The organism is Amycolatopsis iheyensis (assembly GCF_024703995.1).
In the GTDB taxonomy this organism is placed as follows: Bacteria; Actinomycetota; Actinomycetes; order Mycobacteriales; family Pseudonocardiaceae; genus Amycolatopsis; species Amycolatopsis iheyensis.
Genome location: NZ_JAMXQV010000012.1, coordinates 144,358 through 171,073, shown reverse-complemented (window position 1 = coordinate 171,073; position 26,716 = coordinate 144,358). Strand labels below are relative to the sequence as shown.

Annotated in this window: 24 protein-coding genes; 12 read left to right on the top strand and 12 right to left on the bottom strand. The window is 72.2% G+C overall.

The window, feature by feature from the left end; translation table 11 throughout:
* Positions 1 to 34: 34 nt before the first annotated feature.
* Entirely contained in the window at positions 35 to 835 is an 801-nt protein-coding gene (locus tag M8542_RS23175; protein ID WP_257922304.1) for a glycoside hydrolase family 25 domain-containing protein, read from the bottom strand.
* A 262-nt stretch (positions 836 to 1,097) separates the two neighbouring features.
* Here M8542_RS23175 and M8542_RS23170 point away from each other — a divergent pair, with 262 nt between their 5' ends.
* Together M8542_RS23170 and M8542_RS23165 are read left to right on the top strand one after the other, a co-directional pair.
* The gene (locus M8542_RS23170; RefSeq protein ID WP_257922303.1) at positions 1,098 to 2,675 is read left to right on the top strand and encodes a substrate-binding domain-containing protein; all 1,578 of its coding nucleotides are present in this window, start codon (positions 1,098 to 1,100) and stop codon (positions 2,673 to 2,675) included.
* Positions 2,676 to 2,716: 41 nt separating this feature from the next.
* On the top strand, positions 2,717 to 4,429 hold the full coding sequence (locus M8542_RS23165) for a glycosyltransferase family protein (RefSeq protein ID WP_257922302.1): 1,713 nt from the start codon (positions 2,717 to 2,719) through the stop codon (positions 4,427 to 4,429).
* Here the strand turns inward: M8542_RS23165 and M8542_RS23160 are convergent.
* Entirely contained in the window at positions 4,423 to 5,073 is a 651-nt protein-coding gene (locus tag M8542_RS23160) for a class I SAM-dependent methyltransferase (RefSeq protein ID WP_257922301.1), read from the bottom strand. The two genes, M8542_RS23165 and M8542_RS23160, sit on opposite strands and share 7 nt — an antisense overlap.
* Positions 5,074 to 5,200: 127 nt before the next feature.
* On the opposite strand from M8542_RS23160, the gene M8542_RS49995 reads away from it, so the two are divergent.
* The gene (locus M8542_RS49995; protein WP_276586882.1) at positions 5,201 to 9,214 is read left to right on the top strand and encodes an alpha-(1->3)-arabinofuranosyltransferase; all 4,014 of its coding nucleotides are present in this window, start codon (positions 5,201 to 5,203) and stop codon (positions 9,212 to 9,214) included.
* Positions 9,215 to 9,233: 19 nt separating this feature from the next.
* Here M8542_RS49995 and M8542_RS23150 read toward each other — a convergent pair whose 3' ends face one another.
* Entirely contained in the window at positions 9,234 to 10,442 is a 1,209-nt protein-coding gene (locus M8542_RS23150; RefSeq protein ID WP_257922300.1) for a lipopolysaccharide biosynthesis protein, read from the bottom strand.
* A 70-nt stretch (positions 10,443 to 10,512) separates the two neighbouring features.
* On the opposite strand from M8542_RS23150, the gene M8542_RS23145 reads away from it, so the two are divergent.
* From M8542_RS23145 to M8542_RS23135, 3 genes are read left to right on the top strand one after another with little or no spacing between them, the layout of a single operon-like run.
* Positions 10,513 to 12,195 carry an MmpA family trehalose lipid delivery protein gene (locus M8542_RS23145; protein WP_257922299.1) on the top strand — a complete coding sequence of 561 codons (1,683 nt, stop codon included), beginning with the start codon at positions 10,513 to 10,515 and terminating at the stop codon, positions 12,193 to 12,195.
* Positions 12,196 to 12,198: 3 nt separating this feature from the next.
* Entirely contained in the window at positions 12,199 to 12,381 is a 183-nt protein-coding gene (locus M8542_RS23140) for a hypothetical protein (protein ID WP_257922298.1), read from the top strand.
* A 3-nt stretch (positions 12,382 to 12,384) separates the two neighbouring features.
* Positions 12,385 to 13,440: a hypothetical protein gene (locus tag M8542_RS23135; protein WP_257922297.1), complete on the top strand. Its 1,056-nt coding sequence runs from the start codon at positions 12,385 to 12,387 to the stop codon at positions 13,438 to 13,440.
* Here the strand turns inward: M8542_RS23135 and M8542_RS23130 are convergent.
* Positions 13,435 to 14,586, bottom strand: a complete 1,152-nt coding sequence (locus M8542_RS23130) for a glycosyltransferase family 4 protein (RefSeq protein ID WP_257922296.1) — start codon at positions 14,584 to 14,586, stop codon at positions 13,435 to 13,437. The genes M8542_RS23135 and M8542_RS23130 overlap by 6 nt on opposite strands.
* Before the next feature lie 136 nt (positions 14,587 to 14,722).
* On the opposite strand from M8542_RS23130, the gene M8542_RS23125 reads away from it, so the two are divergent.
* Positions 14,723 to 15,418, top strand: a complete 696-nt coding sequence (locus M8542_RS23125) for a class I SAM-dependent methyltransferase (protein ID WP_257922295.1) — start codon at positions 14,723 to 14,725, stop codon at positions 15,416 to 15,418.
* Here the strand turns inward: M8542_RS23125 and pgfA are convergent, their stop codons facing one another.
* Positions 15,419 to 16,492, bottom strand: coding sequence for a cell envelope lipid trafficking protein PgfA (pgfA, locus tag M8542_RS23120; RefSeq protein ID WP_257922294.1), 1,074 nt, complete (start codon positions 16,490 to 16,492; stop codon positions 15,419 to 15,421).
* A 266-nt stretch (positions 16,493 to 16,758) separates the two neighbouring features.
* Here pgfA and M8542_RS23115 point away from each other — a divergent pair, with 266 nt between their 5' ends.
* Complete coding sequence (locus tag M8542_RS23115; protein ID WP_257922293.1) at positions 16,759 to 17,259, top strand: hypothetical protein; 501 nt, start codon at positions 16,759 to 16,761, stop codon at positions 17,257 to 17,259.
* Here M8542_RS23115 and M8542_RS23110 read toward each other — a convergent pair.
* The 4 genes from M8542_RS23110 to M8542_RS23095 form a co-directional block, all read right to left on the bottom strand.
* Positions 17,256 to 17,462, bottom strand: coding sequence for a helix-turn-helix domain-containing protein (locus M8542_RS23110; RefSeq protein ID WP_247056639.1), 207 nt, complete (start codon positions 17,460 to 17,462; stop codon positions 17,256 to 17,258). The two genes, M8542_RS23115 and M8542_RS23110, sit on opposite strands and share 4 nt — an antisense overlap.
* Positions 17,462 to 17,941 carry a DUF2975 domain-containing protein gene (locus tag M8542_RS23105; RefSeq protein WP_257922292.1) on the bottom strand — a complete coding sequence of 160 codons (480 nt, stop codon included), beginning with the start codon at positions 17,939 to 17,941 and terminating at the stop codon, positions 17,462 to 17,464. Before M8542_RS23105 ends, M8542_RS23110 begins: the two co-directional genes overlap by 1 nt.
* Positions 17,942 to 17,991: 50 nt before the next feature.
* Positions 17,992 to 19,170: a PucR family transcriptional regulator gene (locus M8542_RS23100; RefSeq protein ID WP_257922291.1), complete on the bottom strand. Its 1,179-nt coding sequence runs from the start codon at positions 19,168 to 19,170 to the stop codon at positions 17,992 to 17,994.
* A gap of 104 nt (positions 19,171 to 19,274) precedes the next feature.
* A complete protein-coding gene (locus M8542_RS23095) occupies positions 19,275 to 19,904 on the bottom strand; it encodes a class I SAM-dependent methyltransferase (protein WP_257922290.1) in 630 nt (209 codons plus the stop codon).
* 166 nt (positions 19,905 to 20,070) lie between these two features.
* On the opposite strand from M8542_RS23095, the gene M8542_RS23090 reads away from it, so the two are divergent.
* Together M8542_RS23090 and M8542_RS23085 are read left to right on the top strand one after the other, a co-directional pair.
* On the top strand, positions 20,071 to 21,978 hold the full coding sequence (locus tag M8542_RS23090) for a glycosyl hydrolase family 28-related protein (RefSeq protein WP_257922289.1): 1,908 nt from the start codon (positions 20,071 to 20,073) through the stop codon (positions 21,976 to 21,978).
* Positions 21,979 to 22,003: 25 nt separating this feature from the next.
* A complete protein-coding gene (locus tag M8542_RS23085) occupies positions 22,004 to 22,471 on the top strand; it encodes a nitroreductase family deazaflavin-dependent oxidoreductase (protein WP_257922444.1) in 468 nt (155 codons plus the stop codon).
* Here M8542_RS23085 and M8542_RS23080 read toward each other — a convergent pair.
* Together M8542_RS23080 and M8542_RS23075 are read right to left on the bottom strand one after the other, a co-directional pair.
* Positions 22,461 to 22,994 carry a GNAT family N-acetyltransferase gene (locus M8542_RS23080; RefSeq protein WP_257922288.1) on the bottom strand — a complete coding sequence of 178 codons (534 nt, stop codon included), beginning with the start codon at positions 22,992 to 22,994 and terminating at the stop codon, positions 22,461 to 22,463. The two genes, M8542_RS23085 and M8542_RS23080, sit on opposite strands and share 11 nt — an antisense overlap.
* Positions 22,995 to 23,045: 51 nt before the next feature.
* On the bottom strand, positions 23,046 to 24,137 hold the full coding sequence (locus M8542_RS23075; protein WP_257922287.1) for an FAD-dependent oxidoreductase: 1,092 nt from the start codon (positions 24,135 to 24,137) through the stop codon (positions 23,046 to 23,048).
* A gap of 68 nt (positions 24,138 to 24,205) precedes the next feature.
* On the opposite strand from M8542_RS23075, the gene M8542_RS23070 reads away from it, so the two are divergent.
* A complete protein-coding gene (locus tag M8542_RS23070; RefSeq protein ID WP_257922286.1) occupies positions 24,206 to 24,925 on the top strand; it encodes a TetR/AcrR family transcriptional regulator in 720 nt (239 codons plus the stop codon).
* Positions 24,885 to 26,228, top strand: a complete 1,344-nt coding sequence (locus M8542_RS23065; protein WP_257922285.1) for a pyridoxal phosphate-dependent decarboxylase family protein — start codon at positions 24,885 to 24,887, stop codon at positions 26,226 to 26,228. Before M8542_RS23070 ends, M8542_RS23065 begins: the two co-directional genes overlap by 41 nt.
* Here M8542_RS23065 and M8542_RS23060 read toward each other — a convergent pair.
* Entirely contained in the window at positions 26,222 to 26,614 is a 393-nt protein-coding gene (locus M8542_RS23060; RefSeq protein ID WP_257922284.1) for a hypothetical protein, read from the bottom strand. The genes M8542_RS23065 and M8542_RS23060 overlap by 7 nt on opposite strands.
* Between the last annotated feature and the right edge of the window lie 102 nt (positions 26,615 to 26,716).

The following is a 26,716-nucleotide window of genomic DNA, read 5'->3' as shown; positions in this document are numbered from 1 at the left end:
ACGCCACATTGGGGCGCAAGCGAACCCGGGCCGGCTAGCCGACGATGTCGATCTCGAACGGGTCGGTCGAGCTGTAGTTGATGTCCGCCCACACCGCGCCCGGCAGCTCGTACCGGCGGTGGGACGTCAGCTTGTTGTTGTAGCCCGCGGTCTGCGTCGGGTTGTGGCCGACACCCTGGTGGTCGTTGCCCCAGGCGAAGATGTCGCCCACCCACATCGGCTTCGAGAACCCGTCGCCGCCGAGGCGGGGGCGGACGATGACCGCCGAGCCGGGGCTGCCCGACAGGAACACCCGCACGGTGTTCTGCTCGGCGTTGGGCGGGGTGACGGTGATGCGCTCCATGATCTCCACTCCAGTCGAGGCGGATCCGGTGCCGTCCACTCCGGGCCAGTAGTCGGCGACCGACGACACGTCGTAGCCCGGGGCGACGTTGCCCCGGTACTGCTTGGCGATCGCGCCCGCCGGGATGGCGGGGTCACCGTTGTAGTGCGCGATCCAGTAGTGCGGTTCGGCGATGCCGGCCGACGAGAACGCCGAGCGCACCGCCGGCCACGTCGAGAGGCTGCAGTAGATCGTGGGGTCGGCGCCGGCGGCACGGCGCATGTTCACCCAGCCCGGCGCCTCACCCGGGGTGGCGTCGCCGGGTTCGACGTCGAGCACGTGGCCGTCGTTGGTGCCGGCCTTCTTGACGATGGTGACCTTGACCGCGCGGGGGAAGCGCGCCCAGTCCGCGGCCGACCAGGGTTCGAGCTTGATCTTGTCGATGTATCCCGCGACCATCTGCGCGTCGGCGGGGATGTTCGCGGCCGTGACCGCGTCGTACATCGTGCGCACGGGTTACGTCTCCGTTCGGTGCCGGATCGCCGTTTCGGGGCACGGCGAAATCGTCTCCGCGATCCGCCATCGTGCTGTTACCCACGTGGGACGAGCGTCAAGCGGCAAACGTTACGCGGCCGGTGTCAATCACCAAAACGGCCGCATCGCGCAATTCCTTCACCGCGGGCTCACGAGTCCACGGTGACTTTCCGCTATCGGCACTGGCTTCCCGCTCACCCGGCTGGCAAGCTGCCAGGACTTCACGACGGAAGGCGAGTGCATGGCGGCACACCCGGCGCGGGCCCGGCGCGTCGACGCGCGGGTCGTCGTACTGAGCGTGCTGCTGGTCATCGCCCTGCTCGCCTGGTTCGGCGTCGGCTACCTGCGCGACCGGCTCGCGGCCGGCGGCTGCGACACCACGACCCCGGTGCACATCACGGCCGCGCCGGACATCGCGCCGGTGCTCACCGCGCTCGCCCGGTCCGTGCCCGCGCCGGACTGCTACACCGTCGAGGTCACCGCGGCCGCGTCGACGGCCACCGCGGCCGCCCTGGAGGCCAACGGCGCGAACGGCCCCGACGTCTGGGTGCCGGAGTCGAGCACCTGGCTGCCGCAGGCTCGCGACGGCGGCGCGTGGAACCTGCCGGAGTCCGGCCAGTCGGTGGCGAGCTCGCCGGTGGTGCTGGCGCTGACCGACGACGTCGCGAAGCAGGCCGGCTGGCCCGGGAAGTCACCGTCCTGGTCGGACGTTCTCGCGCGGAGCCCGGTCGGGCTGCCGGACCCGGGACGCGACCCGGCGAGCATCAGCGCGTTGCTCGGGCTCCAGCAGCTGACGAAGGACGCGCCCGATCCAGCCGCCGCGTTCACCGAAGAAATCCGCAAGGTGTCGGCGGTCAAGGAGCCCTTCACCGCGTCCCCGGCGTCGGAACAGTCCGTGCTGGCGCGCAAGCTCGTCGCCGCCTACCCGGCCACCGGGGTGCCGAGCTTCGACTACCCGTACGTCGTGCTGCCGCGCGCGTCGGAGGCCTCCCGCTCGGCGGCCGAGCGGTTCCTGCGGCTGCTGCTGGACCAGACCGCCACGAAAGCCTTCGCCGACGCGGGGTTCCGGACGCCCACCGGGCAGCTGCTCGGCGGCAGCCCGGACACGCGCACGAACGCCGCGCCGCGCCCGGCCGGTGCCCCCGCGCCCGAGGCGATGTACGGCGTGCTCCAGGCCTGGGCCGGGGCCAACCTCAGCGCCCGCGTCCAGGTGCTGCTCGACGTCTCCGGCTCGATGGCCGCGACCGTCCCCGGCACCGGCCGGAGCCGGATGGCGCTGACGCTGGAGGCCGCCACGCAGGGCTTGGGCCTGTTCAAGCCGACGACCGAGCTGGGGCTGTGGTTGTTTTCCACCAAGCTCGACGGCGACAAGGACTACAAGGAACTGCTGCCGATGCGGACGCTGTCCGAGCAGCTCGCCGCGGGCGGCGTGGCGACGCTGCAGGCGGTCAAGCCGAAACCCGGCGGCGCGACCGGGCTGTACGACTCGATCCTCGCCGCCTACCAGAACGCGCGCCAGAGCTGGCAGCTCGGCCGGATCAACGTCGTCGTCGTGCTCACCGACGGCCGCAACGAGGACAGCGACTCGGTCGGGCTCCCCGGCCTGCTCGCCGAGCTCGGCCGGCTGCAGGACCCGCGGAAACCGTTGCCGGTGATCGGGATCGGCATCGGCCCGGACATCGATTCGAGCGAGCTGAAGCAGATCTCGGCCGCCACCGGCGGCGAGTCCTTCACCACGCCCGATCCCCGCAAGATCTCCGACGTCTTCTACCAGGCGCTGAGCAAGCTCATGTGCCAGCCACCCGCTTGCAAGAATTGAGGACACCCGTGTTGGTGGAGACACAACAGCCCGCGCCACGGGTGAGCCGAAGACCGTCCATTGTGGTGCTCGCGGCCTTCGTCGCGGGCGTGGTGCCGTTCGCGTTCCACGCCTGGGCGGCACTGCACGGGAGTTTCGCCCAGGACGACTTCGTCGTCACCTACCGGGCGGCCGCGGCCGGGCCGTTCGACCTCGGCTACCTCTTCCAGGACTACCACGGGCACCTCCAGCCCGGCGGGTTCTTCCTCGCCGCGGTCGCGACCTGGTGGGCGCCGCTGAACTTCGCGCTGCTCGTGGCGCCGCTGCTGCTGATGCGGGCGCTGGCGACGGTGTTGTTCTGGTGCGTGCTGGTGCGCGTCTTCGGCCGCCGGTGGGCGATCCTGGTGCCGTTCACCGTGTTCACGGCGTCGACGCTGCTGCTGGTCCCGACGCTGTGGTGGTCGTTCGGAGTCCAGCTGGTGCCCGTCGTGCTGGCGGCCACCGGCGCACTGCACGCGCACGTCCGCTACCTCGCCGACGGCGGCCGCTGGTGGATCGGCTCGTTCGCGTGGACGGTCTTCGGGCTCGCGTTCTACGAGAAGGCCGCGCTGGTGCCGGTGCTGCTGGCCGCGGTGACCGTCCTGCTCGGACGGTCCGTTCGCGAGCACCTGCGTTACTGGGCCGGGCAGGCCGCGCTGCTGGTCGCCTTCGCCGCCGTCTTCCTCACGGTGACGTCGAGCCAGGTCGGGTCCGGCGGGCAGCCGATGTCCGCGGGCACGGTCGCCGACCTGACCGGCCGGATGCTCGGCGACACCCTGCTGCCCGGCCTGGCCGGCGGGCCGTGGGCCGGCCCGGGGCCGGGCGCGACCTGGGCGCCGTCGCCGTTCGCCGTGGTCGTCGTGCTGCTCGCGGCCGCGGTGGCGATCGTGGTCGCGGGCGTGCGTGCCGGTGGGCGGCGGGCGTGGGGCGCCTGGGCGCTGTTCGTCGCGGTGTTCGCGGTGGACGTCGCCCTGCTCGCGCTGACCCGGCTGCGCGAGGTCGGCCCGGCGGCCGGGGACGATCCCCGGTACGTCGCGGATCTGGCGCTCGTGGCCGCCCTTTGTGGAGCGTTCGCGTTCCTGCGCCCGGGCGAAGTTGCGCCGTCCGGCGGAAAGCGTGAACGGCCGATCGCGCTAACCCTGTGCGTGCTTTTGCTCGTCAGCTCGGCGATCGGGTTTTCGCGGCTCGCGCCGGCGTTGCGGTTCGAACATTCGGCGCAGTACCTCGGAAACGTCCGGGCCGCCGTCGCCGCCGACCCGGATCTGGTCTTCTACGACACCTTCGTGCCGTCCGATGTGGTCCACGAGTGGTTCGGGGCCGACTCACAGGCGTCGCGGGTGGCCGGGCTGCTGCCCGGCACGCACTTCGACCAGCCGACCAGCCGGATGTCCGTGCTCGACGCCGCCGGCACGCCGCACCGGATCACCGGCGTGGAGCCGGTTTCCCGCGGGCGGCCGGGACCGGTGCCGAACTGCGGGTACGCGGTCGGGGAGACACTGGTGAGCGTCCCGCTGGACACGCCCGTGCTCGGCCGGCACCTGTTGAAGATCGATTACTACACTTCGGACGGTGGCGAAGGCCTGGTGGAGCGGACCCCGGTGTGGTTCCAACCCGGCCTGCATTCGGTGTACCTGCCGGTGGACGGGCTGTTCGACCACATCGGCGTGCAGCTCTCGAGCCCGGGCGCGCCGGTGTGCGTGGCCAAGGTCGAAGCCGGGAAACCGGTTGCTCAGTAAGGGTCGTACGGGCTGTCGTGGCCGAGCAGCCGCGCGACCGGCCGCAACCGCAGGCGCAGCAGGACCTTGACGACGACGTTGCGCAGGAACCACGGCAGCTGCGCGAGCACGCGCAGCCGGTCCGCCGCGGCCGGTGGCGCGAGCCGGAACCGCGCCAGCGACGTCGTCCGGTCCACATAGGTGTACCGGCGTCCGAAGAGGACCTTGGCCAGGGTGCCGAGGGTGACGCCGATCGAGGAAAAACAGTCGTGGACCAGGATTTCCGCACCCGGCGGCAGGTGTGCCGACCAGCGCAGGTCGTCGGTGTAGGTCCAGTAGTCGTGCTTGCCGTCGATGTAAAGCAGCTGTATGGGCCGGTCCCAGTCAGGGCGCAGTGCCGTGCTGTAACCGGCGACGAGCTCGACGACGTCGTCCAGCCCGGCCTGGCGGATGTTGCGCTCGAACAGCTGCCGCGTCGGCGATCCGCCGAACAGGCGGCCGTCGACGAACGGGTCGACGGCGATCACCGTGGCGCCGGCCGTGCGGGCCGCCGCGCCGAGGACGATCGTGGATCTGCCCTGGTGGCTGCCGATTTCCAGGATCACGTCGCCCTTTTCCAGGCGGCACGCGGCGTTCCACAGCGCTTCGCCCTGCGCGCGGGTCATCCAGCCCTTGACCGGCTCGGCCAGGGCCCAGGCATCTTCGAACGAGATGGCGCACCTGCCAGGAGTTCGGGGAAACCGACAGAATCGTCGGCACATGGTAGCCAGGTTTCCGCCTAGTATCTACCGGATGGTAACCACCACCCGCGAACGGTCCCGGGACGACGCCCCGCCCTCGGGCGGCGCCCGGAAGTTCTCGGTGGGTGCGTTCTTCCGCCGTCCCGGCACCTGGATCGTGCTGGCGCTGACCACGTTGTCGTTCCTGCAGATGCCGGGGAAGACGACGTTCGACACCAAGCTCGACCTCGCCGTCGACCCGCTCGCCTTCCTCGGCCGCGCCCTGCACCTGTGGAACCCCCAAGCCACGGCGGGGGAACTGCAGAACCAGGCCTACGGCTACCTGTTCCCGATGGGCCCGTTCTTCGCGCTGTGCCAGGCCGTGGGCGTGCCGGCCTGGATCGCGCAGCGGCTGTGGGGCGCCATCCTGCTCTCGGCCGCGTTCGCCGGCGCGCTGCTGCTCGCGCGGGCGATGAAGATCGGCACCGAACGAACGCGGCTGATCGGCGCGCTCGGGTACGCGCTCGCGCCGCGCATGCTGACCGAAATCGGCGGTCTGTCCGCGGAAATGCTGCCCGCGGTGCTGCTGCCGTGGGTGCTGGTGCCGCTGGTGAAGGCCGGGACGATCGGCTCGCCGCGGCGCGCCGCCGGGTTGTCCGCGGTGGCCGTGCTCTGCATGGGTGGCGTCAACGGCGCGATGGTCGTGATGGCGCTCGTCCTGCCGGGACTGTGGCTGCTGACGCGCAAGTGGACGCGGGAGCACGTCCGGCTCGTCGTCTGGTGGGTCGTGTTCGTCCTCGGCGCGACGCTGTGGTGGATCCTGCCGCTGCTGCTGCTCGGCGAATACAGCCTGCCGTTCCTGGACTACATCGAGTCCGCGACGAACACGACCGCGCCGATGTCGTTGTTCGAGGTGCTGCGCGGGACGAACCAGTGGGTGGCCTACGTCGTGCAGGGCACGCCGTGGTGGCCCGGTGGCTGGTCGCTGATCGACAACCCGGTGCTGATGCTCGCGACCGGGCTCGTCGCCGGCGTCGGCCTGCTCGGGCTGACCCGGCGCGGCCTGCCGGAGCGGCGGTTCCTGGTGCTCGGCGTGGTCACCGGCCTGACGCTGCTGACCATCGGGTACGTCGGCTCCCTGGACAGCCCGCTGGCCGAGCAGGTGCGGCACCTGCTCGACGGGCCGCTGGCCCCGCTGCGCAACGTCCACAAGTTCGAGCCGGTGCTGCGGCTGCCGCTGATGCTGGCGTTCGTGCGCGGCATCGCGAGCCCGGTGCGGGTGAAGTCCGCGCGCCGGTTCCTGCGGCCCGCGCTGGGCCTGCTGCTGGTGCTGGTGATGGCCGCGCCCGCGTGGCTGCTGAACCTGCGGTCCGGGCCGGGCTGGGACGAGGTGCCCGGCTACTGGTACGACGCGATGGGCTACGTCGCCAAGGCCGACCCGAACGCGCGGACGCTGCTGCTGCCCGCCACCGGGTTCGGCGAGTACGAGTGGGGCCGGACGGTCGACGAGCCCGCGCAGGCCATCGCGAAGAGCCCGTGGGCGGTGCGCAACCAGGTGCCGCTCGGGTCCGAAGGCAACACGCGGCTGATGGACTCCGTCGACGCGGCGCTCGCCGACGGCCGCGGAGACCCCGGCCTGGCCGCGTTGCTCGCCCGGTCCGGATATCGCTTCCTTCTGCTGCGCAACGACATCGAGCGCGAACGGACGTCGGCGCCGTCCATCGCGACGTTGCGCGCCGGGCTCGCGGGGTCACCCGGGATCGGCAAGGTGAAGGAGTTCGGGCCGCTCGAGGTCTACGAGGTCGGGAAGCCGGTGCCGCTGGCCACCGCGACGTCCACAACGGACGTTCCGACGGTGAGCGGCGGCCCGGAGAACCTGCTCCCGCTGATCGACTCCGGCCAGCTCGACCCGTCGACGCCGACGGTGCTCACCGGCGACGGCGGCTCACCCGGCGGCCCGCGGCTGGTGACCGATGGGCTGCGCCGCGCCGAACGCAACGTCGGTGGCGTGCGCGACAACCTCAGCCAGACCCTCACCGCCGGCGAGGCGTACCGCCAGCAGCGCGCCGCGGGTGACGTGCTGCCGTTCCCGGGGCAGGAGCACCAGACCGTCGCCGCCTACCGGGGCATCCGGTCGGTGACGGCGTCGACGGCCGCGTCCTTCGCCGACGCGTTCGGCGGGTCCGACCCCGGGCACCAGCCGTTCGCGGCGATCGACGGCGACCCGCGGACGTCGTGGCGCTCGTCGTCGTTCACCGGGCCGATCGGCCAGTGGCTCGAGGTGGAGCTGGACACCCCGCGGCTGGTGAACTCGGTGGACCTGACGATGGTGGACGACATCCGGGTCGGCTGGCCGGCGACGCGCGTGCGGATCACCACCGACAACGGCTCGGTCGACCAGCAGGTGATCCGCGGCGCCGGGGCGCACAGCTACCCGGTCGCCGCCGGCGTGACGCGCAAGGTGCGGATCACGTTGCTGTCGCTGGTGGTCGGGCGGCAGGACGGGAACGTCGGCATCGCGGAGCTGAAGATCCCGGACACCGAACCGCAGCGCGCCTTGGAGGTCCCGGCGGACCTGCCGGCCGGTCCGGCGCCCGGGTTCGCGTTCACCCGCGGTACGCAGCCGCGGTACGCGTGCCTGCCGGACGGCGGCGCGGTGCGCTGTGACGCGTCCTTTGCCCGGGACGGCGAAGAACCCGACGGCATCCGGCGGCTGTTCAGCACGTCCGCCGAAGACACCTTCCTGGTCGGCGGTTCGGTGCTGCCCGCGGGCGGCGGCCGGAACCCCGTGCAGCTGCCGGGGGTTTCGGTGGCCTCGACGTCGCAGCTCGGCGGCGACCCGGCGGCCGGCGGGTTCGCGGCCGTGGACGGCGACGCGGGCACGACGTGGCGGCCCGACGTCACCGACCTGCGCCCGACGCTCACCCTGGGCTGGCCGGGTTCCCGGCGGATTTCCGGGCTGCACATCGGGGTTTCGCCGTCGAGCGGGGCGCGCGTGCCGAAGCAGGTGGAGCTGGTCGGCGGCGGCGTGACGCGCACGGTGCAGCTCGACGCGGGCGGGTCGGCCTCGTTCGAGCCGCTGGACACCGCGCAGCTGCAGATCGTCCTCCCGGGCGACGACGACGATCCCGCGGCCCGCGCGGTGGTGGGCATCGGGAGCCTCGAGCTGTCGGGCACCGACGGGTTGCTGCCGGGCCCGGACCCGGCGTTCACGGTGCCGTGCGGGGCGGGCCCGAACGTCCACCTCGACGGCCTCGACTACCGGACGTCGGTGCAGGGCACGCTGGCCGACATCACCGAGCACCGGCCGCTGCCGCTGCGGATGTGCCGCGACTCCGAAGGCGGGATCGCGTTGCCGGCCGGCGGACACGAGCTGCGGACCGACCGGTCGGAGTCGTTCGTGGTCCAGGACCTGTGGCTGCGCCCGGCCGGCGCGGCGACGGCACCCGTGGTGCACCGCGCGGTGCAGGTGGGGCGGTGGGACGCGGCGGCGCGGTCGGTCACGGTGGCGCCGGGGCCGGAGGCGGTGCTGGCCGTGCCGGAGAACGCGAACGCGGGCTGGGTGGCCACTTTGGACGGCCGCGAGCTGGCCCGCACCCGGGTGGACGGCTGGCAGCAGGCGTGGATCGTCCCGGCCGGCGCGGGCGGGCAGGTTTCCCTCGCGTTCACGCCGGACTCGTCGTACCGGACTTCGCTGCTGATCGGCGCGCTCGCGGTCCTGCTGATGCTCGCGGGTGTGTGCTGGCCGGCGCGACGGCGGTCGTTCGTGGTGGCGCCCGGCGGGTCCCTGGTGCCGGTGGTCCTGATCGGACTGCTGGTGGCGCTGGGCGGGATGCTGCCGGTGGTGCTGCTGATCGCGTGCCTGCTGGTCCGGCAGTTCTCGGAACGCGCGCCGCGTTACCTGGCGTTCGGCGGCATGGCGGTGGCGGCGGCGGTGTCGGTGACCGGGCGCCTGCTCGGCCACGGCCAGGAGTGGGCGTACGGCCCGGTGACCCAGGCAGCGTTGCTGCTGGCGGCGGCCGCGATGGTGGCCACGTGCGTGGACTGGTTCACCCGGCCCACCGAAACTGTCGGTCCCCACCGGTAGCGTGGAAGTCGGGGGCTGCTCAGCCGGCCCCGGCTCGCCGCGAGCGCAGCTCCAAAGCCGCGCCGGCCAGGGCCAGCCCGCCCGCGCACCCGGCCGCGGCCGTGACCACCTGGGTGGCCGAGCTGTGCAGCCACGTCGTGATCAGCAGTGCCTCCACCGCCACCGCCGTCCACATCAGGAACGTCACCCGGCGATCCCCGTCGGCCAGCCGCGCGTACAACAAGATCTGGACCAGCGCCAGCATCGAACCCGCCAGTGCGAACGGCCACACCGGCATCGTGGCGCCGGCGTACCGCGCCCCGCCGATCAACGCCAGCAACGACGGTCCCAGCACCAGCGAAGCCAGCAGCACGAAGGCGTCGAGGAACGCGCACACCGCCAACGCCACCGGCAGCGCCCGGCGCCGGCCCGAAGACGCGGCGAACCGGGGGAGCACCAGCACCCCCACCGCCTGCGGCAGCCAGTACGCGATCTTCGTGACGATCGCGCCCAGCGCGTACTCCCCGGCGGAAGCGGCCGGCAACGTGTGCCGGGCCAGCACCAGATCCAGGTTCACCAGCAGCACCAGCGCCAGCATCGCTTGCGCCGTATGGAGTACTTCGCCGCCGTGGCGGTCGGCCCACCGCGGGCGCGGGCGGCCGCAGATCTGCCAGCCCGTCACGACCACCGCCAGCGAACCGAGCGCCGTCCCGGCCAGTGCCCCGGTGGGCGAGCCCGTGACGATCAATCCCACCAGGGAGCCGCCGACCTTGCCCAGGCCCTCCAGCGCGATCAGCCCGGCCAGCACCGCGAACCGGTGACTGCCCTGCAACAGCCCGTGGAACAAGCCGAGCAGCGTCAACGGCCCGAGTGCGGCCGTCACCAGCAGCGCCGGCGCCAGCGAACCCAGGTGCAGCAGGAGCACCAGCAACGGGCTGAGCGTCAACGCGACCGTCGCGACGATCGCGCTCGTCATCAGCCCCAAGGCGAACAGCGAACCCCGGGACGTCGACGGCGAGCGGGCTACCCGCAGCGCCACGACCGTCTGCAGGCCCATCGCCGGCACGACGCCGATCACCAGCACCGCCAGCAGCGAGCTGAGCTCCCCGAACGCACCCGGCGCGAGGATCCGCGCGGCCGCCAGGCTCAGCACGTAACTGCCTGCGTTGTTGCCCGCGAGCGCGAGCGAGACGAGGATCGCCGCGACCCGGTTGCCGGTCCGGGCCGGCACTTCGGTGGCTACGCTCAACGGCGGGCTCCCATTACCGGCGGGTAATTTCCCCGGACCCTAACCGCGCGGGCACCGGAAAGGAAGGGCCGTGGACGCACCGAGCAGGCGCTTCGCCCTCCCTGTGCTGGCCGCCGGCCTGGCCTTCGCCGTCTGCGCGCCGCTGCTCGGCCGCGGCTTCGTCCTGAGCTACGACATGGTGTTCGCGCCCCGGCAGTACTTCGTGCCCGACGCCCTCGGGGTCGGCGCCGCGCTGCCGCGGTCGGTGCCGGCCGACGCCGCCGTCGCGCTCGCGACCACCGTGCTCCCCGGCGACATCGTCCAGAAGATCGTCCTGCTGCTGGCCTTCTTCTTCGCCGCCTGGGGTGCCGGGCGGCTCGTCCCGACCGACCGCACGAGCACCCGCCTGGTCGCCGCGACCGCGTACGCCTGGACGCCGTACGTCGCCGAACGGCTGTTCATCGGGCACTGGCCGCTGTTGCTGACGTACGCGTGTCTGCCGTGGATCTTCCGCGCCGGGCTGTCCGCGCGGAAGCACGAAACCCGTGCCCTGCCGAAGCTGGTGATCGCGTGCGCCCCGGCCGTGCTGACGCCGCCGAGCGGGCTGCTCGCGGCCGGCATCCTGGTCGTGGCCGCCGGCTCGCGCCGGCTGTGGCAGACGGTTCCCCTCGCCCTCCTGCTCAACCTGCCGTGGCTGGTCCCGACGTTCCTCAACACCGGCGGGACGTACTCCGACCCGGCCGGCGTCACGGCGTTCAGCGCCCGCGCCGAAAGCTGGGGCCCGGCGCTGCTCAGCGTGCTCGGGCTGGGGGGCATCTGGAACTCCGAGACGGTGCCCGGCAGCCGGGCCGTGCCGTTGATCCCGGTGCTGACGCTCGTCGTCGTCGCGATCGCCGCCGCCGGGTTCCGCCCGCTCGCCGCCCGGTGGGGGAAGGCGCCGGCGTGGTCGCTGGTCGCGCTCGGCGGCACCGGCGTCCTCCTGGCTTCACTGGCGACACTGCCGGCCGGCGACGCGCTGCTCACCACGTTGACGCGGCACGTGCCCGGCGCCGGGCTCCTGCGGGACGCGCAGAAATGGGTGGCGTGGTGGGCGTTGCCGCTCGCGCTGGGGTTCGCGCTGGCCGTCGAAGCCGCCGCGGCGAAACTGCGCACGGACCGCGGCCGCCTCGCGCTGGTGACGGCCGCGGTGGTCTTCCCGGTGCTGACCATGCCGGACCTCGCCTGGGGTGGCTGGGGCCGGCTCGGCACCGCGGAGTACCCGGCCGACTGGCGGGCAGTGTCCGAAGTGCTCGGTGACCGGCCGGGCGACGTGCTGACGCTGCCGCTCTCGGCGTTCCGCGGCTTCGCCTGGAACGACGACCGCACGCAGCTCGACCCGGCGCCGCGAGTCCTGCCGAGACCGGTGCTGATGGACGACACGCTGCAAGTGGGAACCGAGCGGGTCGCCGGGGAAGACCCGCGCGTCGGCGACGTCCGCGCCGCAACCTCCGCGCGCGAGCTGACCGCGGCGGGCATCGGCTGGATCCTCGTGGAACACGGCACACCGGGCGACGTCGATTCGCGGTTGCTCGCCGACGCGACGCGGGTCTGGTCCGGTGACTGGCTGACGCTGTACCGGACTCCGGGTGTGCCGGCGGTGAAAGCGATCTCGTGGACGCCCGCGTTGGTGGCGAACGGAGTAGCGCTCACGTTGCTGTGCGTCGCACTGTTGTGCCGCATGTTACCGATGCGTACATTGGGCCGCGGCAGGAGTTCCCCGCCGCGGAAGGAGTGACACGTGGGCACGGTCATCGGCGTGGTCGCCGCCGTCATCCTCGGAGGCGGTCTGGCGACCGGAGCGGGCTTCGCCCTCACCAAGGGCGCGGACCCGGACAGCTCCGCCCAGGTGCAGGAAAAGCTCAACGCGCAGGTGAAGTACAACCCCGCCGACCACCCGAACAAGATCTACGGGAACCGCTGAGCGGTGCCCCGGCTCGCCTCCGACCGCGCGCACCGCGTCGTCGGGCTCTACGGCGACCCCACCGTTTCCTGGAGCATCCTCCTCGAAGCGGAGCTCGGCACGGCCGCGCCCGACCCCGAAAAGCTCCGGACCCGGCTGGCCGCCGCGATCGGCCAGTACCCGCACCTCGGTGTGCTGCCCGGGATCGAGCCGACCACCGGCGCGGAACTGCCCGCCGTGCGCGACCGGTTCGCGGCGCAGCCCTACGAACGGGCCGCGCCGCTGATCCGGATCGCCTGCTGCACCGACGAACCGACGCTGCTCGTCGCGGCCCACCACGGCGCCCTCGACGGGCTCGGGTTGCTGGCCCTGCTCGGCATCCTCCTCGACGTCCCGGTTTCCTCGGCGGCGACGGGGATCGGCGAACGCGCGCCCGGCAAGTCCTTCTTCGTTTCGGCCCTCCAGCGGCTCGCCGAGGCGCTTTTCACGCCGCCCGCGCGGATCGCCCCCGACCGGGCCGCCGCGGCCGCGGGAGACGTCTTCGTGGCCCGGCACGAACCCCGGCTGCGGCTGGGGGCCGCGGGGTTCGTCGCGGCGGCGGCCCGGACCACCGAACACTGGAACCGCGCCCACCGCGCCCGCGCGGGGCGGGTCGTGGCCGCGCTGGGTGCGTCCTGGCGCTCGGGCGCGGCGCCGGAACCGGTGCCGGACAGCGCTTTCTTCCGGTTGCGGCTGACGCCGGACCCGTCGGCGGCGGACGTCGCCGAGGTGCTGCGCGCGCAACCACCCGAGCCGGACTTCCCGGCGCGCAGCAGCCGCTTGGCCCGGCTGGGCACACGGCTGCTGGCGAGCCGCCTGGGTTCGACGTTCCTGGTGTCCAACCTGGGCGTGGTGTCCACCGGGGACACCGTGCGCACCCTGGCGTTCTACCCGGCGGCGAGCGGCCGTTCGGGGGTGGCTTTCGGCGCGGCGACGACCGGCGTCACGACCACGGTGACCGTGCGGGCGCGCCGCAAGGATTTCGACGCCCTCGCGGCCGCGCGGCTGCTGGGCGAGTTCCGCGACCAGCTGCGGTCATGACGCCAGCGCCGCGCCACGCACTTGGCTGATGACCCGGGGCCGGGGCGCGGGCCGCGTGGAGACGTCCCGGACCAGTGCTTCGAACTGCCCCACGCTCGCGTCCCAGCTGAACCCGCCCGCGCGCTCGGCGCCGGCCAGGCCCATCTCCGCGCGTCGCAGGCCATCGGCGAGCAGGCCGTCGACCTTGCCGGTGAAGTCCTCGAAGTCGTCGGCCAGCAGGCCGGTCCGGCCTTCCACAATGGATTCCGCGACCCCGCCGGCCGCGCGGTAGGCCACCGACGGCACGCCGTGGGCCGCGGCCTCCATGATGACGATGCCCCAGCCCTCCTTCACCGACGGGCACAGGTGCAGCCACGACCGCGCGAGGATCTCGTGCTTGGCCTGCTCGTCGACCCAGCCGTGCAGGACGACGCGGTCGGATACGCCGCGCGCGGCCGCGTGCTCGCGCAGGACTTCGTCCCACGGCCCCTGGCCCACCACCTCGAGCTTGAGCGCCGGCCAGCGCCGCGCCAGCCGGGCGACGACGTCGATGGCGTGCTCGATCCGCTTGTGCGGCACCAGCCTGCTCACCGCGACCAGCGTCGGTGCGGTGTCCCGTTCGGACACGCACACCGGGGCCGCGTCGAGGCCGTTCGGCACCACCGTCACCCGGGCCGGGGAAACCCCCAGCCCGGCCAGCTCGGCCTTGGTGACCTCGGAAACCGTGACGTAGGCGCACTTCCGGAACAGCCACGGCGCCAGCCGCGACTCGATCCACCAGCCGACGCGGCCGAGTGTCTCGCCGAGCGCGCTGATCCACTGTTCCTTGTGGACGTGGTGCACGAGCACCAGCACGGGACAACCGGCGACCAGCCGTGCGAAGAACGGCATCCCGTTCTGCACGTCCACCACGAGATCGGCGCGGACCCGGCGGATCGCGCGCAGGGCGTGGGCGTACACGCCGAACTTGTTGCCGCGCCGCCGGTAGCGGACGCCGTCACGCCATTCGCCCGCGTTCGCGCCCGGGTAGGCGGCGCACTGGATTTCGACCCGGTACCCGGCTCTCGCGAGCCCCTCGGCCATCCGCTCGACGTACCGCTCCGACCCGCCACCCTCGGGGTGGCCGGTGTCGCGCCAGTTGACCAGGAGCACACGAGGACGTTCCATCGGGTTATCCAAACTGTAGCGACGATGCTAGGTTACCGGTGCGTACACAGTAGAGGAACGTATTCGGGAAAGCGACGGTTCAATGGTAGGTAATTCTGTTGCCGGTGCGCCCCACCGCGCGACGCTCGGCCGTTCCGTGACGCTGTTCCGCACGTTCCTCACCGAGCAGACCGACCCGGACGGTTTCTATTCGACGCTCGCCGCCGACTCGGTCCGGCAACTGGCGGCACACACTCCGCTGTCCGGCCGCACGGTGCTCGACGTCGGCGGCGGCCCGGGCTACTTCTCCGACGCCTTCCGCGCGGCCGGCGCGGTCTACCTGGGCCTCGACCCGGACGTCGGCGAGCTGTCCGCGCGCGGCGAGCCGGGGGAGAACATGATCCGCGCCAGCGGCACGGAACTGCCGGTACGCAGCGGATCCGTCGACGTCTGCTACTCGTCGAACGTGCTCGAGCACGTCGCCGAGCCGTGGGTGATGCTCGACGAGATGTGCCGGGTGACCAAGCCCGGCGGCACGGTCTTCGCGTCGTTCACCCCGTGGTTCTCGCCGTGGGGCGGGCACGAGACCGCGCCGTGGCATTTCCTCGGCGGTCACTACGCCCGGCGGCGGTATTCGCGGAAACTCGGGAAGCAGCCGAAGAACAAATTCGGGGAAAGCCTCTTCCCGGTTTCGGTGGGCGCCGCGCTTCGCTGGGCGAAGACGACGCCACTGGCCGATGTCGTGGCCGGGTATCCGCGTTACCACCCGAGCTGGGCGATGTGGATCGTGCGGATTCCCGGCCTCCGCGAAATAGCGTCCTGGAACCTGGTGCTGGTGCTGCGCCGGAAGTGACTACCGGTCGGCGCCGACCGGCACCCGCTGCCGCCGCCGCGGCGGTGCCGGCGGCGCGGCCGGCCGACGTCGGACCAGCAGCACGATCGAACCGATGATCAGCACGCCACCGCCGATGCCGAGCCACAGCGGGCCGGTGCTCGACAGGAACTCCAGCTTGCCCTTGTTCTCGGTCACCTGGTCGACCATCTGCGAGATGGTCTTGCCGTTGTAGGCGAGCGTCCCGTCGAACACGACGGTCGACGAGCCGCTGGTGCCGACGCGCAGCTCCTGGTGCTGTTGTTGCTGCTGCTTCACCTCGATCCCGGTGACCGGCTCCACCCAGAAGGTGTTGACGCCGCGGTAGTAGAGGTCGGCGTCGACGGTCGCCTTGTCCGAGCCGACGAGCGAGCCGGGGACCTTCTTCGAGTCGAGCTTGGTGTCCGGGATGTCCTGGACGAACTTGTAGGTCTCGATCCCGTTCACCGTGTCGGTGCCGGTGTAGCGGGCGGTGACGGCCGCACCGGTGTTGTCGTCGTAGACCGGGTAGTCCTTCTGCTCGGTGCCGAAGGGGAACTTGAAGTTCTGGCCGGGCTGCGCCTTGTAGTCGTTGGTCTCGGGCGGCTTCTGACCGTCCTTTTCGGCCTTGTCCTTCAGCTCGGTGACGTAGCTGCTGGAGGCGTCGCACGGCGGCGAGGCCTCGCCGTGGGGCTGGTAGCCCTCGCCGGTGCGCCGGTCGAAGCAGACCTGCCGCTTGCTCGCGCTCAGCACGGTGTTGTCGGCGTCGTCGGTGACCTGCACCGCCAGCAGCCAGACCGCGTAGTCGGTGTCCTGGCGCATCTCCGGCGCGGCGAAGTTCGCCTGCACGCGCCCGACCGCGGTCAGCTTCGCGTTCTCGCGGATCTTCGAAACCGGACCGGTTCCGTCGTCGGTCACGGCGAGGACCTTGCTCGCGGTGCCTTCGAGCACCGACGTCGAGTCCTGGTCCAGCGGCACCTTGGCGAGTTTCGGGTAGACCCAGGTCGGGAGCAGCACCGCCCCGGCGACCGCGAACACGCCCAGTGCGAGCAAGATCAGGCCGAAAGCACGTCGCAACGGTCCTCCTGGGTAGTCGTCGTCGACTCACGCAGACACACAAATTACCCGGCGGTAATCAGGTGCTGCGGATAGTGGCCCGCGCCACGCCGCGCGTCAAAGTGTGACCGGTGGTCACACGCACTCCGGGCGACCGGAAGGCGGCATGTGCGCGGCCGTTCGGACCAAGCGACCAAACATGTTTGTTCCCGGGCACAACGGACGCGGGCCCACCATCGGACGATCCTCATCCCGCCGCGCCGGATTCGCGAAGGAGCACTTCCCTTTTGCCCCAGGACCCTTCGAAGGTCGCCATCGCGGCGACCGCGCGCTGGCGGGCCCGGATCGTGGCGGCGGCCGCGAGCGCGGGGATCACCCTGACCGACCCGCTGGCCGGCGTGCCCGGCATCCGGGTGCTGGCCCTCGCCCCGGGCGACCTCGCGCTGATCGTGCCGAGACTCGGCGGCGAACCCTCCCGGGCGGCGATCGGCGCGCACTCGGACTCGATCGCCGACCGCGAGCTGCGCGACGCCGTCGCCGACGTCGCGGCCCTGCTTTCCCTGCACGGCAACGTGGTGCTCGACCTCGACGCGGGCGGCCGGAGCCCGCGCCCGGACGTGGTCGTCTCGGCGGCCCGTGACCGTCCCGAGTGGACGGAGCCGGCGGTGACGCTCCCGGTGGGCACGGACCGGCGCGGGGGTCCGCTCACCGTGGCGCTCACCGCCGGTCCGGGCTTCGAGAGCACGTTGCTGGAGCTGGCGAGGTTGGTCGAAGCCGACGCGGCCTAGTCGTCGACCCACTCCAGCAGGTCGCCGGGCTGGCACTCCAGGACCCGGCACATCGCCTCCAGCGTGCTGAACCGCACCGCCTTCGCTCGGCCGTTCTTCAGCACCGCGACGTTGGCCGGCGTCAGGCCGACCTTCTCGGCGAACTCGCCGACGCTCAGCTTGCGCTTGGCCAGTTCGACGTCGATGCGCACGACGATCGCCATCAGATGACCGCTTCCAGGTCGGTGCGCAGCGCGGTGGCCTGGCGCAGCAGGGCGCGCATGACCACCATCAGCAGGCCGAGCACGGTGATCCCGACCGTCACCAGGAACAGCAGCATCGGCATCCCCGGGTCGTCGGCGTTGAAGCCGACGAAGATCAGCATGCCGACGAACACCAGCCACGCGGCGCCGATCGCCCAGACGATCGCGTCGACCCACTTCAGGGACGCGCTGGTGAAGATCCGGTCCTTCTTGACCAGGGTCAGCAGCTGCCAGGTCGCGACGACCACCACCTGCACGCACAGCACGAGGAACACCGCGATCGCGGTCAGCGGCCAGCGCAGCGGAGCGTCGTGCGGGTTCTGCTGCGTGTGGTAGGCGATGCCGCCCGGCAGCGAGAGCGTCTGGAACACGAGGAGCACGCCGAACAGCACGACGAGGAACACCCGGAGCGCCGCGACGGCGCGTCTTTCGGAGAGCATGCGACGACTATCGCGGTAAATCTATCGAAAGTCAATCGGTAGCTGTCGATCTACGATGGCTCCGGATCGAGCCGCACCGACTCCAGGGCGACGTACAGCTCGCCGATGTCCACCGGGTCGGTCAGGTCGCGCTTGGTGAGGTCCTGCACCCGGCGCAGCCGGTAGCGGACCGTGTTGGGGTGCACGAACAACCGGTCCGCGGCCTCCTTCGCCGAGCCGTGCCCGGCGAACCACGCGAGCAGCGTGTCGAGCAGGACCTTGCGTTCCGCGCCCGGCAGCGTGAGCACGCCGGTGAGCGCCGAACGCACGACGTCGCGGGCCATGCCCGGCGCGGCGGCGACCAGTGTCGTCACCGGCGAGTCGCCGAACACCACCACACCCGCCGTCCCCGCCGGCAGTGAGCGCCGCGCGATCCGGGCGCGGTGCAGGGCGTCCGGGACGTCCGGGAACCCGCTGAACGGCCGGCTCATCCCGGCCGCCACCGGCAGCGAGCTCAGCACTTCGCGCAGCCGCCGGACGTCCTCGCCCCGGTCGACCGCGACCAGGCCCGCCTCGCCGCCGGGCCGCCAGGCCGAGCGCCACCGACGCGCGTGCAGCAGCGCCTCGACACTGTCTTCGCCGCCAGCCTCGACGCGTTCGGTGACGACGGCGACGAACATGCCCGCGGTCGGCAGGCCCAGCTCCCGGGCCGCCGCCTCCATCTCGGCCTGGCTCACCAGCCGGCCGCGCAGCAGGTCGTCGAGCAGCCGCGCGTTCGCGTGCGACGGCTCGGCCGCGACTTCGTCGTAGGCCGTGGTCAGCGCGTCGGAGTAGAGGTCGATCGCCTTCCAGACGTAGGAGTTGATCTCGATCGTCCGGGTCGGGTTGAGGAACTCCGGGCCGGCGAGCTCCAGTAGCGCCTCGTAGACGAACGTGCCGCCGATCCGGAACGCGCGCAGCACCGCGGGCAGCGGGATGCCCTGGCGCGCCTGGACGAGCCCGGTCTTGCGGGCGGCGTCGAGGGCGAGACCGCGGCCTTCGACCAGCGCGGTCAGCGCGCGTTCGAGGTTGGCCCGGCAGACCTGCCGCAGCTCGCCGGGCGCGACGTGGTCCACTTGGCGGTAGAAGTCGTCTTCTTCGCTGAGCAGCCGGGCGAGGCGATCGGCGAACTCGGGCAGCCTGGCCAGCATCTCGCGCACCAGCTCACGGTGTTCGCGAGGTACCGGCGTGGCCAGAGCTTCGATGCCCATCCCTCACTTTAGCTCGGGTCTCCGGCCGGGAACACGCATGAAGTTGAGCAAAATTCATGTCCGCCGGGGCGATGTCCCGGTGACCGGTTGACGCGACGATCGACTCACGAAGGCTTGCGTGCGGTCAGGTACACGTGCGGTTCGGGAGTGGCGCCGGGGTGGTCCGGCACGAACTCCGCGAGCTCTTCGCGGACGATCTCCAGGCCCGCCGCGCGCAGCAGCCCGGCGACGGCCTCGGCGGTGAAGCTGCTCGCGCGCACCGGGTGGCCCATGAACACGATGTCGACGCCGTCGACGTCGGCGGGCACGGTCGCGAAGACGAGCCGGCCGCCGGGCTTCAGCCACTGCGCGAACCGGCCGATCATCGTTTCCTGGTCGGCGCGGGGGAGCTGCAGCATCGAGAAGAACACGGTGATCGCGTCCCACGAGCCGGCGTCGAAGGTCAGCTCGCGCATGTCGCCGAGCTCGAAGCGCGCCGCGGGGACCTGGGCCCGGGCGATCTCCACCATCTTCGGCGCGACGTCGTAGCCGGTGACGTCGTGCCCCGCTCCGGCGAGCAGCTCCGCGGTCGGACGCCCGGTGCCCGCGCCGAGGTCGAGCACCCCGGCCCGCGGGGGCAGGGCCGCGAGCAGGTCGGTGATCGCGTCGCGCTGGGCGGTCGCGGTGCGGAAGGCGTGTTCGTAGTCCGTGCCGAGCGCGTCGAAGACTTCGGCGGCGGTTTCGGGGCCTGTCATGGATCCACCCTGCCAGACGTTCGGTTGCGCAACTTGTGTACTGATATCCGCAAGTTCCGAGTAAGTTCCAGCAAAAGCTTGTGCGACCCGCGAGCGGCGACCTACTCTTCCGCCGCACTCCACTCGAGAATCGAGGTCCGCGATGGCGCGACGCACCTTCGCAACCGTGCTCGTCGCGGTTGCCGCCCTCCTGCCGGTGGCCGTGCCCGCGTCGGCGGCCGAGCGGCCGGTCGTGACGCGGGCCGCGCTCGACCCGGCCCTCGTCGCCGGGCGCGGGGCCGACGTCGGCTTCCTCGAGCAGGAGGCGGAGAACGCCCGCACCGACGGCGTCGTGATCGGCCCCGATCGCGAGGCCTACACGCTGCCGTCGGAGGCGTCCGGCCGGCGCGCGGTCAAGCTGACGCCGGGGCAGCACGTCGAGTTCACGCTGCCGGCCGCGGCGAACGCGATCACCGTCCGCTACAGCATTCCCGACGCGCCGCGCGGCGGCGGGATCACCGCGCCCCTCGACGTCACCGTGAACGGCGCGCACCGGCAGCGGATGACGCTGACCTCGCAGTACTCCTGGCTGTACAACCAGTACCCGTTCACCAACGACCCGGACGCCGGCCTGCTGCACCCGGACTGGTGGATCACCGAGTGCTCCTGCGTGCCCGCGGCGACCACCCCGGCGCCGGAGATCGCCAAACCGTTCCGCCCCAGTCACTTCTACGACGAACAGCGGCTCCTGCTCGGCAAGACCTACCGCGCGGGGGACCGGGTCCGGCTCACCGTCCCGGCCGGCAGCAGTGCCGAGTGGACGGTCGTCGACCTGCTCGACTCCGAACTGGTCGCGCCGCCGCGGGCCGACTTCTTCGCGGCGAACGCGCTGCTCTTCGGCGCCGACCCGACCGGACGGCGGGACTCGGCCGACGCCCTCGACCGCGCCATCGCCTTCGCCCGCCGCGCGCACCTCAAGGTTTACCTGCCGCCCGGGACGTACCAGGTCAATCGGCACGTCATCGTCGACGACGTGACGATCGAAGGCGCCGGCAGCTGGTACTCGGTCCTCAAGGGCCACGGCGTCGGCGTCTACGGCAAGGACGCCGCGGCCGGGGGCAGTCACAACGTCCACCTCTCCGGGTTCGCCGTCGAAGGTGACGTCCGGGAACGGATCGACACCGACCAGGTCAACGCGATCGGCGGCGCGCTCAGCGACTCCACTGTGGACTCGCTGTACCTGCACCACACCAAGGTCGGCCTGTGGTTCGACGGCCCGATGCGGGGCACCCGGATCACGCGCAACGTCATCGCCGACCAGATCGCCGACGGCCTGAACTTCCACACGGGAGTGACGGACTCGCTGGTGCACGGCAACTTCGTCCGCAACACCGGCGACGACGGCCTGGCGATGTGGTCGGAGAAGGCCCAGGACACGCGCAACACGTTCAGCCACAACACGATCCAGACGCCGGTGCTGGCCAACGGGATCGCGGTGTACGGCGGCGCCGACAACACGGTGTCGGGCAACCTGGTCGCCGACCCGATCCGGGAAGGCAGCGCGATCCAGGTCGGCTCGCGGTTCGGCGCCGAGCCGTTCGCCGGGAAGCTGCGGATCACGGACAACACGACCGTGCGGGCCGGCACGTTCGAGCTGAACTGGAAGATCGGGCTCGGCGCGCTCTGGTTCTACGCGCTCGAAAAGGACATCGCCGCGGACATCGAGGTGACCGGCGACCACTTCCTCGACAACACCTACAACGCGATCATGCTCGTCAGTGACTTCCCGGTGAAGGACGAGTACTCGATCAGCGGCCTGGAGTTCGCCGATCTGCGCGTCGACGGCGCCGGGACGTCCGTCCTCAGTGCCCGGTCGGCCGGCTCGGCGTCGTTCCGGAACGTCGAGGCGCGCAACGTCGGCGCGGTCGGCGTCAACAACTGCGGCTCGTTCAACTTCCCGCCGGCCGGGTCGGAGTTCGCGCTGACCGACCTCGGCGGCAACGGCTCCTGGCTCGCGCCGTGGCTGCTGCCGAACACGATCACCTGCGACGACCGGCCGCCCGTCGTGCCGCCCCCGGCGCCGTCGCGGTGGTGACCGCTAGGGTTTCGCCGTGGCTGGTTTGCGCGGTGTCTTCGCGGGTTTCGGCAAGAGCAGGGCGTTCGCGGTGCTCGGACGGGCGCTCGTGCCCGCCGACCGGGTGCTGCTGCGGATCAGCGGCGGCCGGGTCGGTGTCGGCACGGCCGTCGGGCTGAGGACGCTGCTGCTGACGACGATCGGCCGCCGCAGCGGCGAGCCCCGGCAGGTGCCGCTGCTCTACGTCGAGCGCGGCGGCGCGTACGTCGTGATCGGCTCGAACTGGGGTGGCGAGGCGCACCCGGCGTGGTCGGCGAACCTGCTGGCCCAGCCGAAGGCGACGGCCACCATCCGCGGCCGGACCGTCGAGGTCGCCGGGCGGCTACTGACCGGTGAAGAGCGTCAGGAGATGTGGGACGCCGTCGCGGAGTACTGGCCCGCCTACGACCGCTACGCCGTGCGGGCCGAGCACCGCGAGATCCGGGTCTTCCTGCTGGAGCCGGTCAGTCGATGAGGTCGGTGTGCCGGATCCGGTACACCTGGAGACGCAGGTTGTAGTACTTCTCCGTCTCGCCGACCCACTGCATGCCGAGCCGCTTGGCGACGGCGATCGCGCGGTTGTTGTTCGGCCGCGCGACGGCGAACAGCTCGTCGGTGTCCTGGGTGAAGGCCCACCCGATGAGCGCGGTGGCGGCCTCCGACGCGTAGCCCCGGCCCCAGACGCCGGGGGCGAGCTGCCAGCTGAGCTCGAGGTCCTCTTCGAACGGCGGCAGCAGCCGGATGCCGAGGCCGCCGAGCACCGCGCCGTCCTCCTTGCGCTCGATCGCCCACCGGCCGCGCGGGGGCACCAGGTTCGGCTGGGTCTCCTGCCAGGCCTGCAGGACCGAGCGCATCGCGCCGACGTCACCGACGCGGTCCATGGCCGGGGTCAGCCAGTGCGTGACGTCTTCCGCGCCGTAGATGGCGAACGCGGCTTCGGCGTCGGCAGCCGTCCAGTCCCGGATCACGAGCCGGTCGGTGCTCAGCGGGGTCTCCATAGTCCGAAGCTACGCCTGGGGGCACCCGATTGTTCCCGGTTCACGACCGGATCACACCGGCTGCCCGGTGACGAACGCGTCGACCAGGCCGTGCGGTGTGTCGTCGCCGAAGAGGTGCTCGTGGAGCTGGTTGCCCTCGGCGGCGGCGCGAGCGCCGCGGGCGAACATGGCCTCCTCGTAGCCGGCGATGGCGGCCTCGCCGCCGGCCGCGAGTGCCTGGCCGAGCTCGGCGCCGTCGAGCATCGCGAGGTTGGCGCCTTCGCCGTTCGGGGCGGCGAGGTGGGCGGCGTCGCCGAGCAGCGTCACCCCCGGCACGGGGTCCCAGCGGTGCCCGACCGGCAGCGAGTGCAGGAGGCGGACGACCGGCTCGGTGTCGCTGTCGGTGATCAACGCGGTGAGCTCCGGCGCCCAGCCGACGAACTCCCCGGCCACGCGGGCGGGATCGACGTCGTCGAACCACGCCCGCGGCTCGGTGAGCGCGACGTAGGTGTGCAGGGTGTCGCCCTTCTCGCGGTGGGCCTGGATGCCCTTCCCCGGCGCGAGCGCCAGCATCGACCCGCCGCCGACCGCCTCGGCGGCTTCGGGGTGCCGCGTGTCGGCGTCGTGCAGGTAGGTCTCGACGTACGTGCGGCCGATGTACGCGGGAGTGGCGGCGCTCAGCAGCGGCCGGACCCGTGACCAGGCCCCGTCCGCGCCGACGAGCATGGTCGTGGTGACGCTCGTGCCGTCGGCGAAGCTCACCTCGTGGCGGCCGTCGCCCAGGGCGCGGACACCGGTGACCTTGTGCCCCCAGCGGACGGTGCCGGGCGGCAGCGCGTCGAGCAGGACCTGACGCAGCTCCCCGCGTTGCACCTCGGGCCGTCCGCCGGTGCCGTCGTCGGCTTCTTCGTAGAGGACCGCGCCGCCGGCGTCGAGGATCCGCATCGCCTGGCGGCCTTCGAGGACGAGGGCGCGGAACTCGGTGGTCAGCCCGGCCGCTTCGAGCGCGGGCTGGCCGGTGTCGTCGTGGATGTCGAGCATGCCGCCCTGGGCGCGGGCGTCCGGCGAGGCTTCGGCCTCGTAGACGGTGGCCGGGACGCCGTGGACGTGCAGGACGCGGGCGAGGGTGAGGCCACCGAGCCCGGCTCCGATGATCGTGATCATGGTCGCTCCTCCTTCTGGAATCTTGTTCCAAGCTTGGAACGGCGTTCCAGACATGTCAAGATGAACGCATGGCGACGCGGCGCACACAGGCGCTCTCCCGGGACCGGATCGTGGCGGCGGCGATCGAGCTGCTCGACGCGGCCGGCGAGGGCGGGCTGACGTTCCGGGCGCTGAGCGAGCGCCTGGCCACCGGGCCGGGCGCGATCTACTGGCACGTCGCGAACAAGGAGGAGCTCCTCGCGGCGGCGACGGACGGCGTCGTGGCGTCGGCCGTGGGTGCGGGGATCCGCGAGGTCGCACTCGGGCTGTTCACCGCGACCGAGGAGCACCCGTGGCTGGCGACGCAGCTGGCGCTGCAGCTGTCCCGGCGGCCGTGGGGCTCGGTGGCGCCGCGGATCTTCGAGGCGATCGGGCGCGAGGTCGAGGCGCTCGGCGTGCCGGCGGGGAGCCGGTTCACGGCCACGTCGGCGCTGGTGCACTACATCCTGGGCGCGGCCGGGCAGAACGCGGTCAACACGAGGGCGCCGGTGGCGGTGGGGGACCGGGAGGAGTTCCTCGACGGGGTGGCGACGGCGTGGGAGGCGCTCGACCCGGCGGAGTACCCCTTCACGCGAGCGGTCGCGGCGGAGGTCCGGGGACACGACGACCGGGAGCAGTTCCTCGGCGGGATCGAGCTGGTGCTGGCCGGGATCACGGCGGTGCACGGGTTGGCCCCGCGACACCCCGGCACCGGCCTAGAGTCGGGCCGTGGACGAAATCCTGGGCCGCGCCGCGGAGCTGGCGGCTGAATACCGGGCAAGTCTGAACGACCGGCCCGTCGCTCGGACCGTGGACCGGGCCGCCCTCCGCGCCGCCTTCGGTGACCTGCCCGAAAAGCCCACCCCGCCGGCGCAAGTGCTCGAGGAGCTGGCCCGGGCCGCCGAACCCGGGCTGGTCGCCACCGCCGGGCCGCGGTTCTTCGGCTTCGTCGTCGGCGGCTCGCTTCCGGCGGCGACGGCCGCCGACATCCTCGCCACCGGCTGGGACCAGAACGCCTTCAACGCCGTCCTCTCCCCGGCCGCGGCCGCCGCCGAAGAAGCCGCCGGGGGCTGGCTCAAGGAGCTGCTCGGGCTGCCCGCCACCGCGTCCGCCGGCTTCGTCACCGGTGGACAGGCCGCCAACACCGTCGGGCTCGCCGCCGCCCGGCACCACGTGCTCGCCGAAGCCGGGTGGGACGTCGAACGCGACGGCCTGCACGGCGCCCCGCGCGTGCGCGTCGTCGCGAGCGAAGAACGCCACGCCACCATCGACCGCGCACTGCGCTTGCTGGGCTTCGGCACCCGCGCCGTCGAACCGGTGCGGGCGAAAGTGGACGGCGCGATCGACGTCGAGCACCTGCGGGCCGTCGTCGAGGCCGAAGCCGGACCGACGATCGTCTGCCTCCAGGCCGGGAACGTGAACACCGGCGCCTGCGACGACGTCGGGAAAGCCCGCGCGGCCGCGAAGCACGCCTGGCTCCACGTCGACGGCGCCTTCGGGCTCTGGGCCGCCGCCAACCCGCGGACCGCGCACCTCCTGGACGGCGTCGAGCTCGCCGACTCCTGGGCCTGCGACGGCCACAAGTGGCTCAACGTCCCCTACGACTCGGGGTTCGTCTTCTGCTCCCGGCCGGAGGTCCACGCCCAGACCATCGCCTACCGCGCCGCCTACCTGACCGGCGCCGGCGAGGTGTCCGGCATGGGCGACCTCACCCTCGAGTCGTCACGCCGCGCCCGCGGCTTCGCGGTCTGGGCGGCCCTGCGCGAGCTGGGCCGGGACGGCGTCGCCGAGCTCGTCGACCGCTGCTGCCGGCTGGCCCGCCGCTTCGCGCGCACCCTCGAAGCAGGCGGTGCCGAGATCGCCAACGATGTCATGCTCAACCAGGTCCTGGTGTCCTTCGGCGACGACACCGACGCGGTCGTGGACCGGGTTCAGCGCGACGGGACCTGCTGGCTCGGCGGAACCACCTGGCGCGGCCGCCGATTTCTGCGGATTTCGGTGTCCGGCTGGACGACGACCGAGGCCGACGTCGACCGCTCGGCCGCCGCGATCCTCGAAGCGGCCGCTCAGTAGCCTTCGCGCACCGAAAGCGCGTCCGTGCGCCAGGAGATCTGTTTCGCCCCGCCGGTCGGCCAGCTCGACGACAGCCGCCGCCGGAGGCTGCCGAGCGCGCCGAGGCGCACGAGGTCGACCCGGGAACCCTGCGCTGCCAACGATGTCACCTCGGCGGGGGTGAGTGGCACGAAATCGAAGTACTGCGCGTCCTCGCCGCCGGTCCAGTCGACGAACTCGGTGAAGATGGCGGCGAACGCCTGCGTGCATTCCGGACATTCGCGCAGCGAGATGCCGAAGTGCGACTGTTCGACCAGGCGGTGGGTCTCCCGCAGGCGGGTCGTGCAGAAGGCCAGCGCGGTCAGGGCGTCTTCGCCGGAGCAGCGGGCGCAGCCGAACTCGGTCATCGGCCGATCATTCCACGCCGGTGAATCCGCGCCCGGCTCGGGGTCCATTGTGAAACCCTTTGACCGCAACGTTTCACTCTGGTCCGCAGTGGTCTGGACCTG

What these genes read in the sequence shown, in the direction of transcription:
- M8542_RS23170 (WP_257922303.1), top strand. Translation starts at nt 1,098, where the DNA reads ATGGCGGCACACCCGGCGCGGGCCCGGCGCGTCGACGCGCGGGTCGTC.
- M8542_RS23160 (WP_257922301.1), bottom strand. Translation starts at nt 5,073, where the DNA reads ATGACCCGCGCGCAGGGCGAAGCGCTGTGGAACGCCGCGTGCCGCCTG.
- M8542_RS49995 (WP_276586882.1), top strand. Translation starts at nt 5,201, where the DNA reads ATGGTAACCACCACCCGCGAACGGTCCCGGGACGACGCCCCGCCCTCG.
- M8542_RS23130 (WP_257922296.1), bottom strand. Translation starts at nt 14,586, where the DNA reads ATGGAACGTCCTCGTGTGCTCCTGGTCAACTGGCGCGACACCGGCCAC.
- M8542_RS23110 (WP_247056639.1), bottom strand. Translation starts at nt 17,462, where the DNA reads ATGGCGATCGTCGTGCGCATCGACGTCGAACTGGCCAAGCGCAAGCTG.
- M8542_RS23105 (WP_257922292.1), bottom strand. Translation starts at nt 17,941, where the DNA reads ATGCTCTCCGAAAGACGCGCCGTCGCGGCGCTCCGGGTGTTCCTCGTC.
- M8542_RS23100 (WP_257922291.1), bottom strand. Translation starts at nt 19,170, where the DNA reads ATGGGCATCGAAGCTCTGGCCACGCCGGTACCTCGCGAACACCGTGAG.
- M8542_RS23095 (WP_257922290.1), bottom strand. Translation starts at nt 19,904, where the DNA reads ATGACAGGCCCCGAAACCGCCGCCGAAGTCTTCGACGCGCTCGGCACG.
- M8542_RS23080 (WP_257922288.1), bottom strand. Translation starts at nt 22,994, where the DNA reads ATGGAGACCCCGCTGAGCACCGACCGGCTCGTGATCCGGGACTGGACG.
- M8542_RS23075 (WP_257922287.1), bottom strand. Translation starts at nt 24,137, where the DNA reads ATGATCACGATCATCGGAGCCGGGCTCGGTGGCCTCACCCTCGCCCGC.
- M8542_RS23070 (WP_257922286.1), top strand. Translation starts at nt 24,206, where the DNA reads ATGGCGACGCGGCGCACACAGGCGCTCTCCCGGGACCGGATCGTGGCG.
- M8542_RS23060 (WP_257922284.1), bottom strand. Translation starts at nt 26,614, where the DNA reads ATGACCGAGTTCGGCTGCGCCCGCTGCTCCGGCGAAGACGCCCTGACC.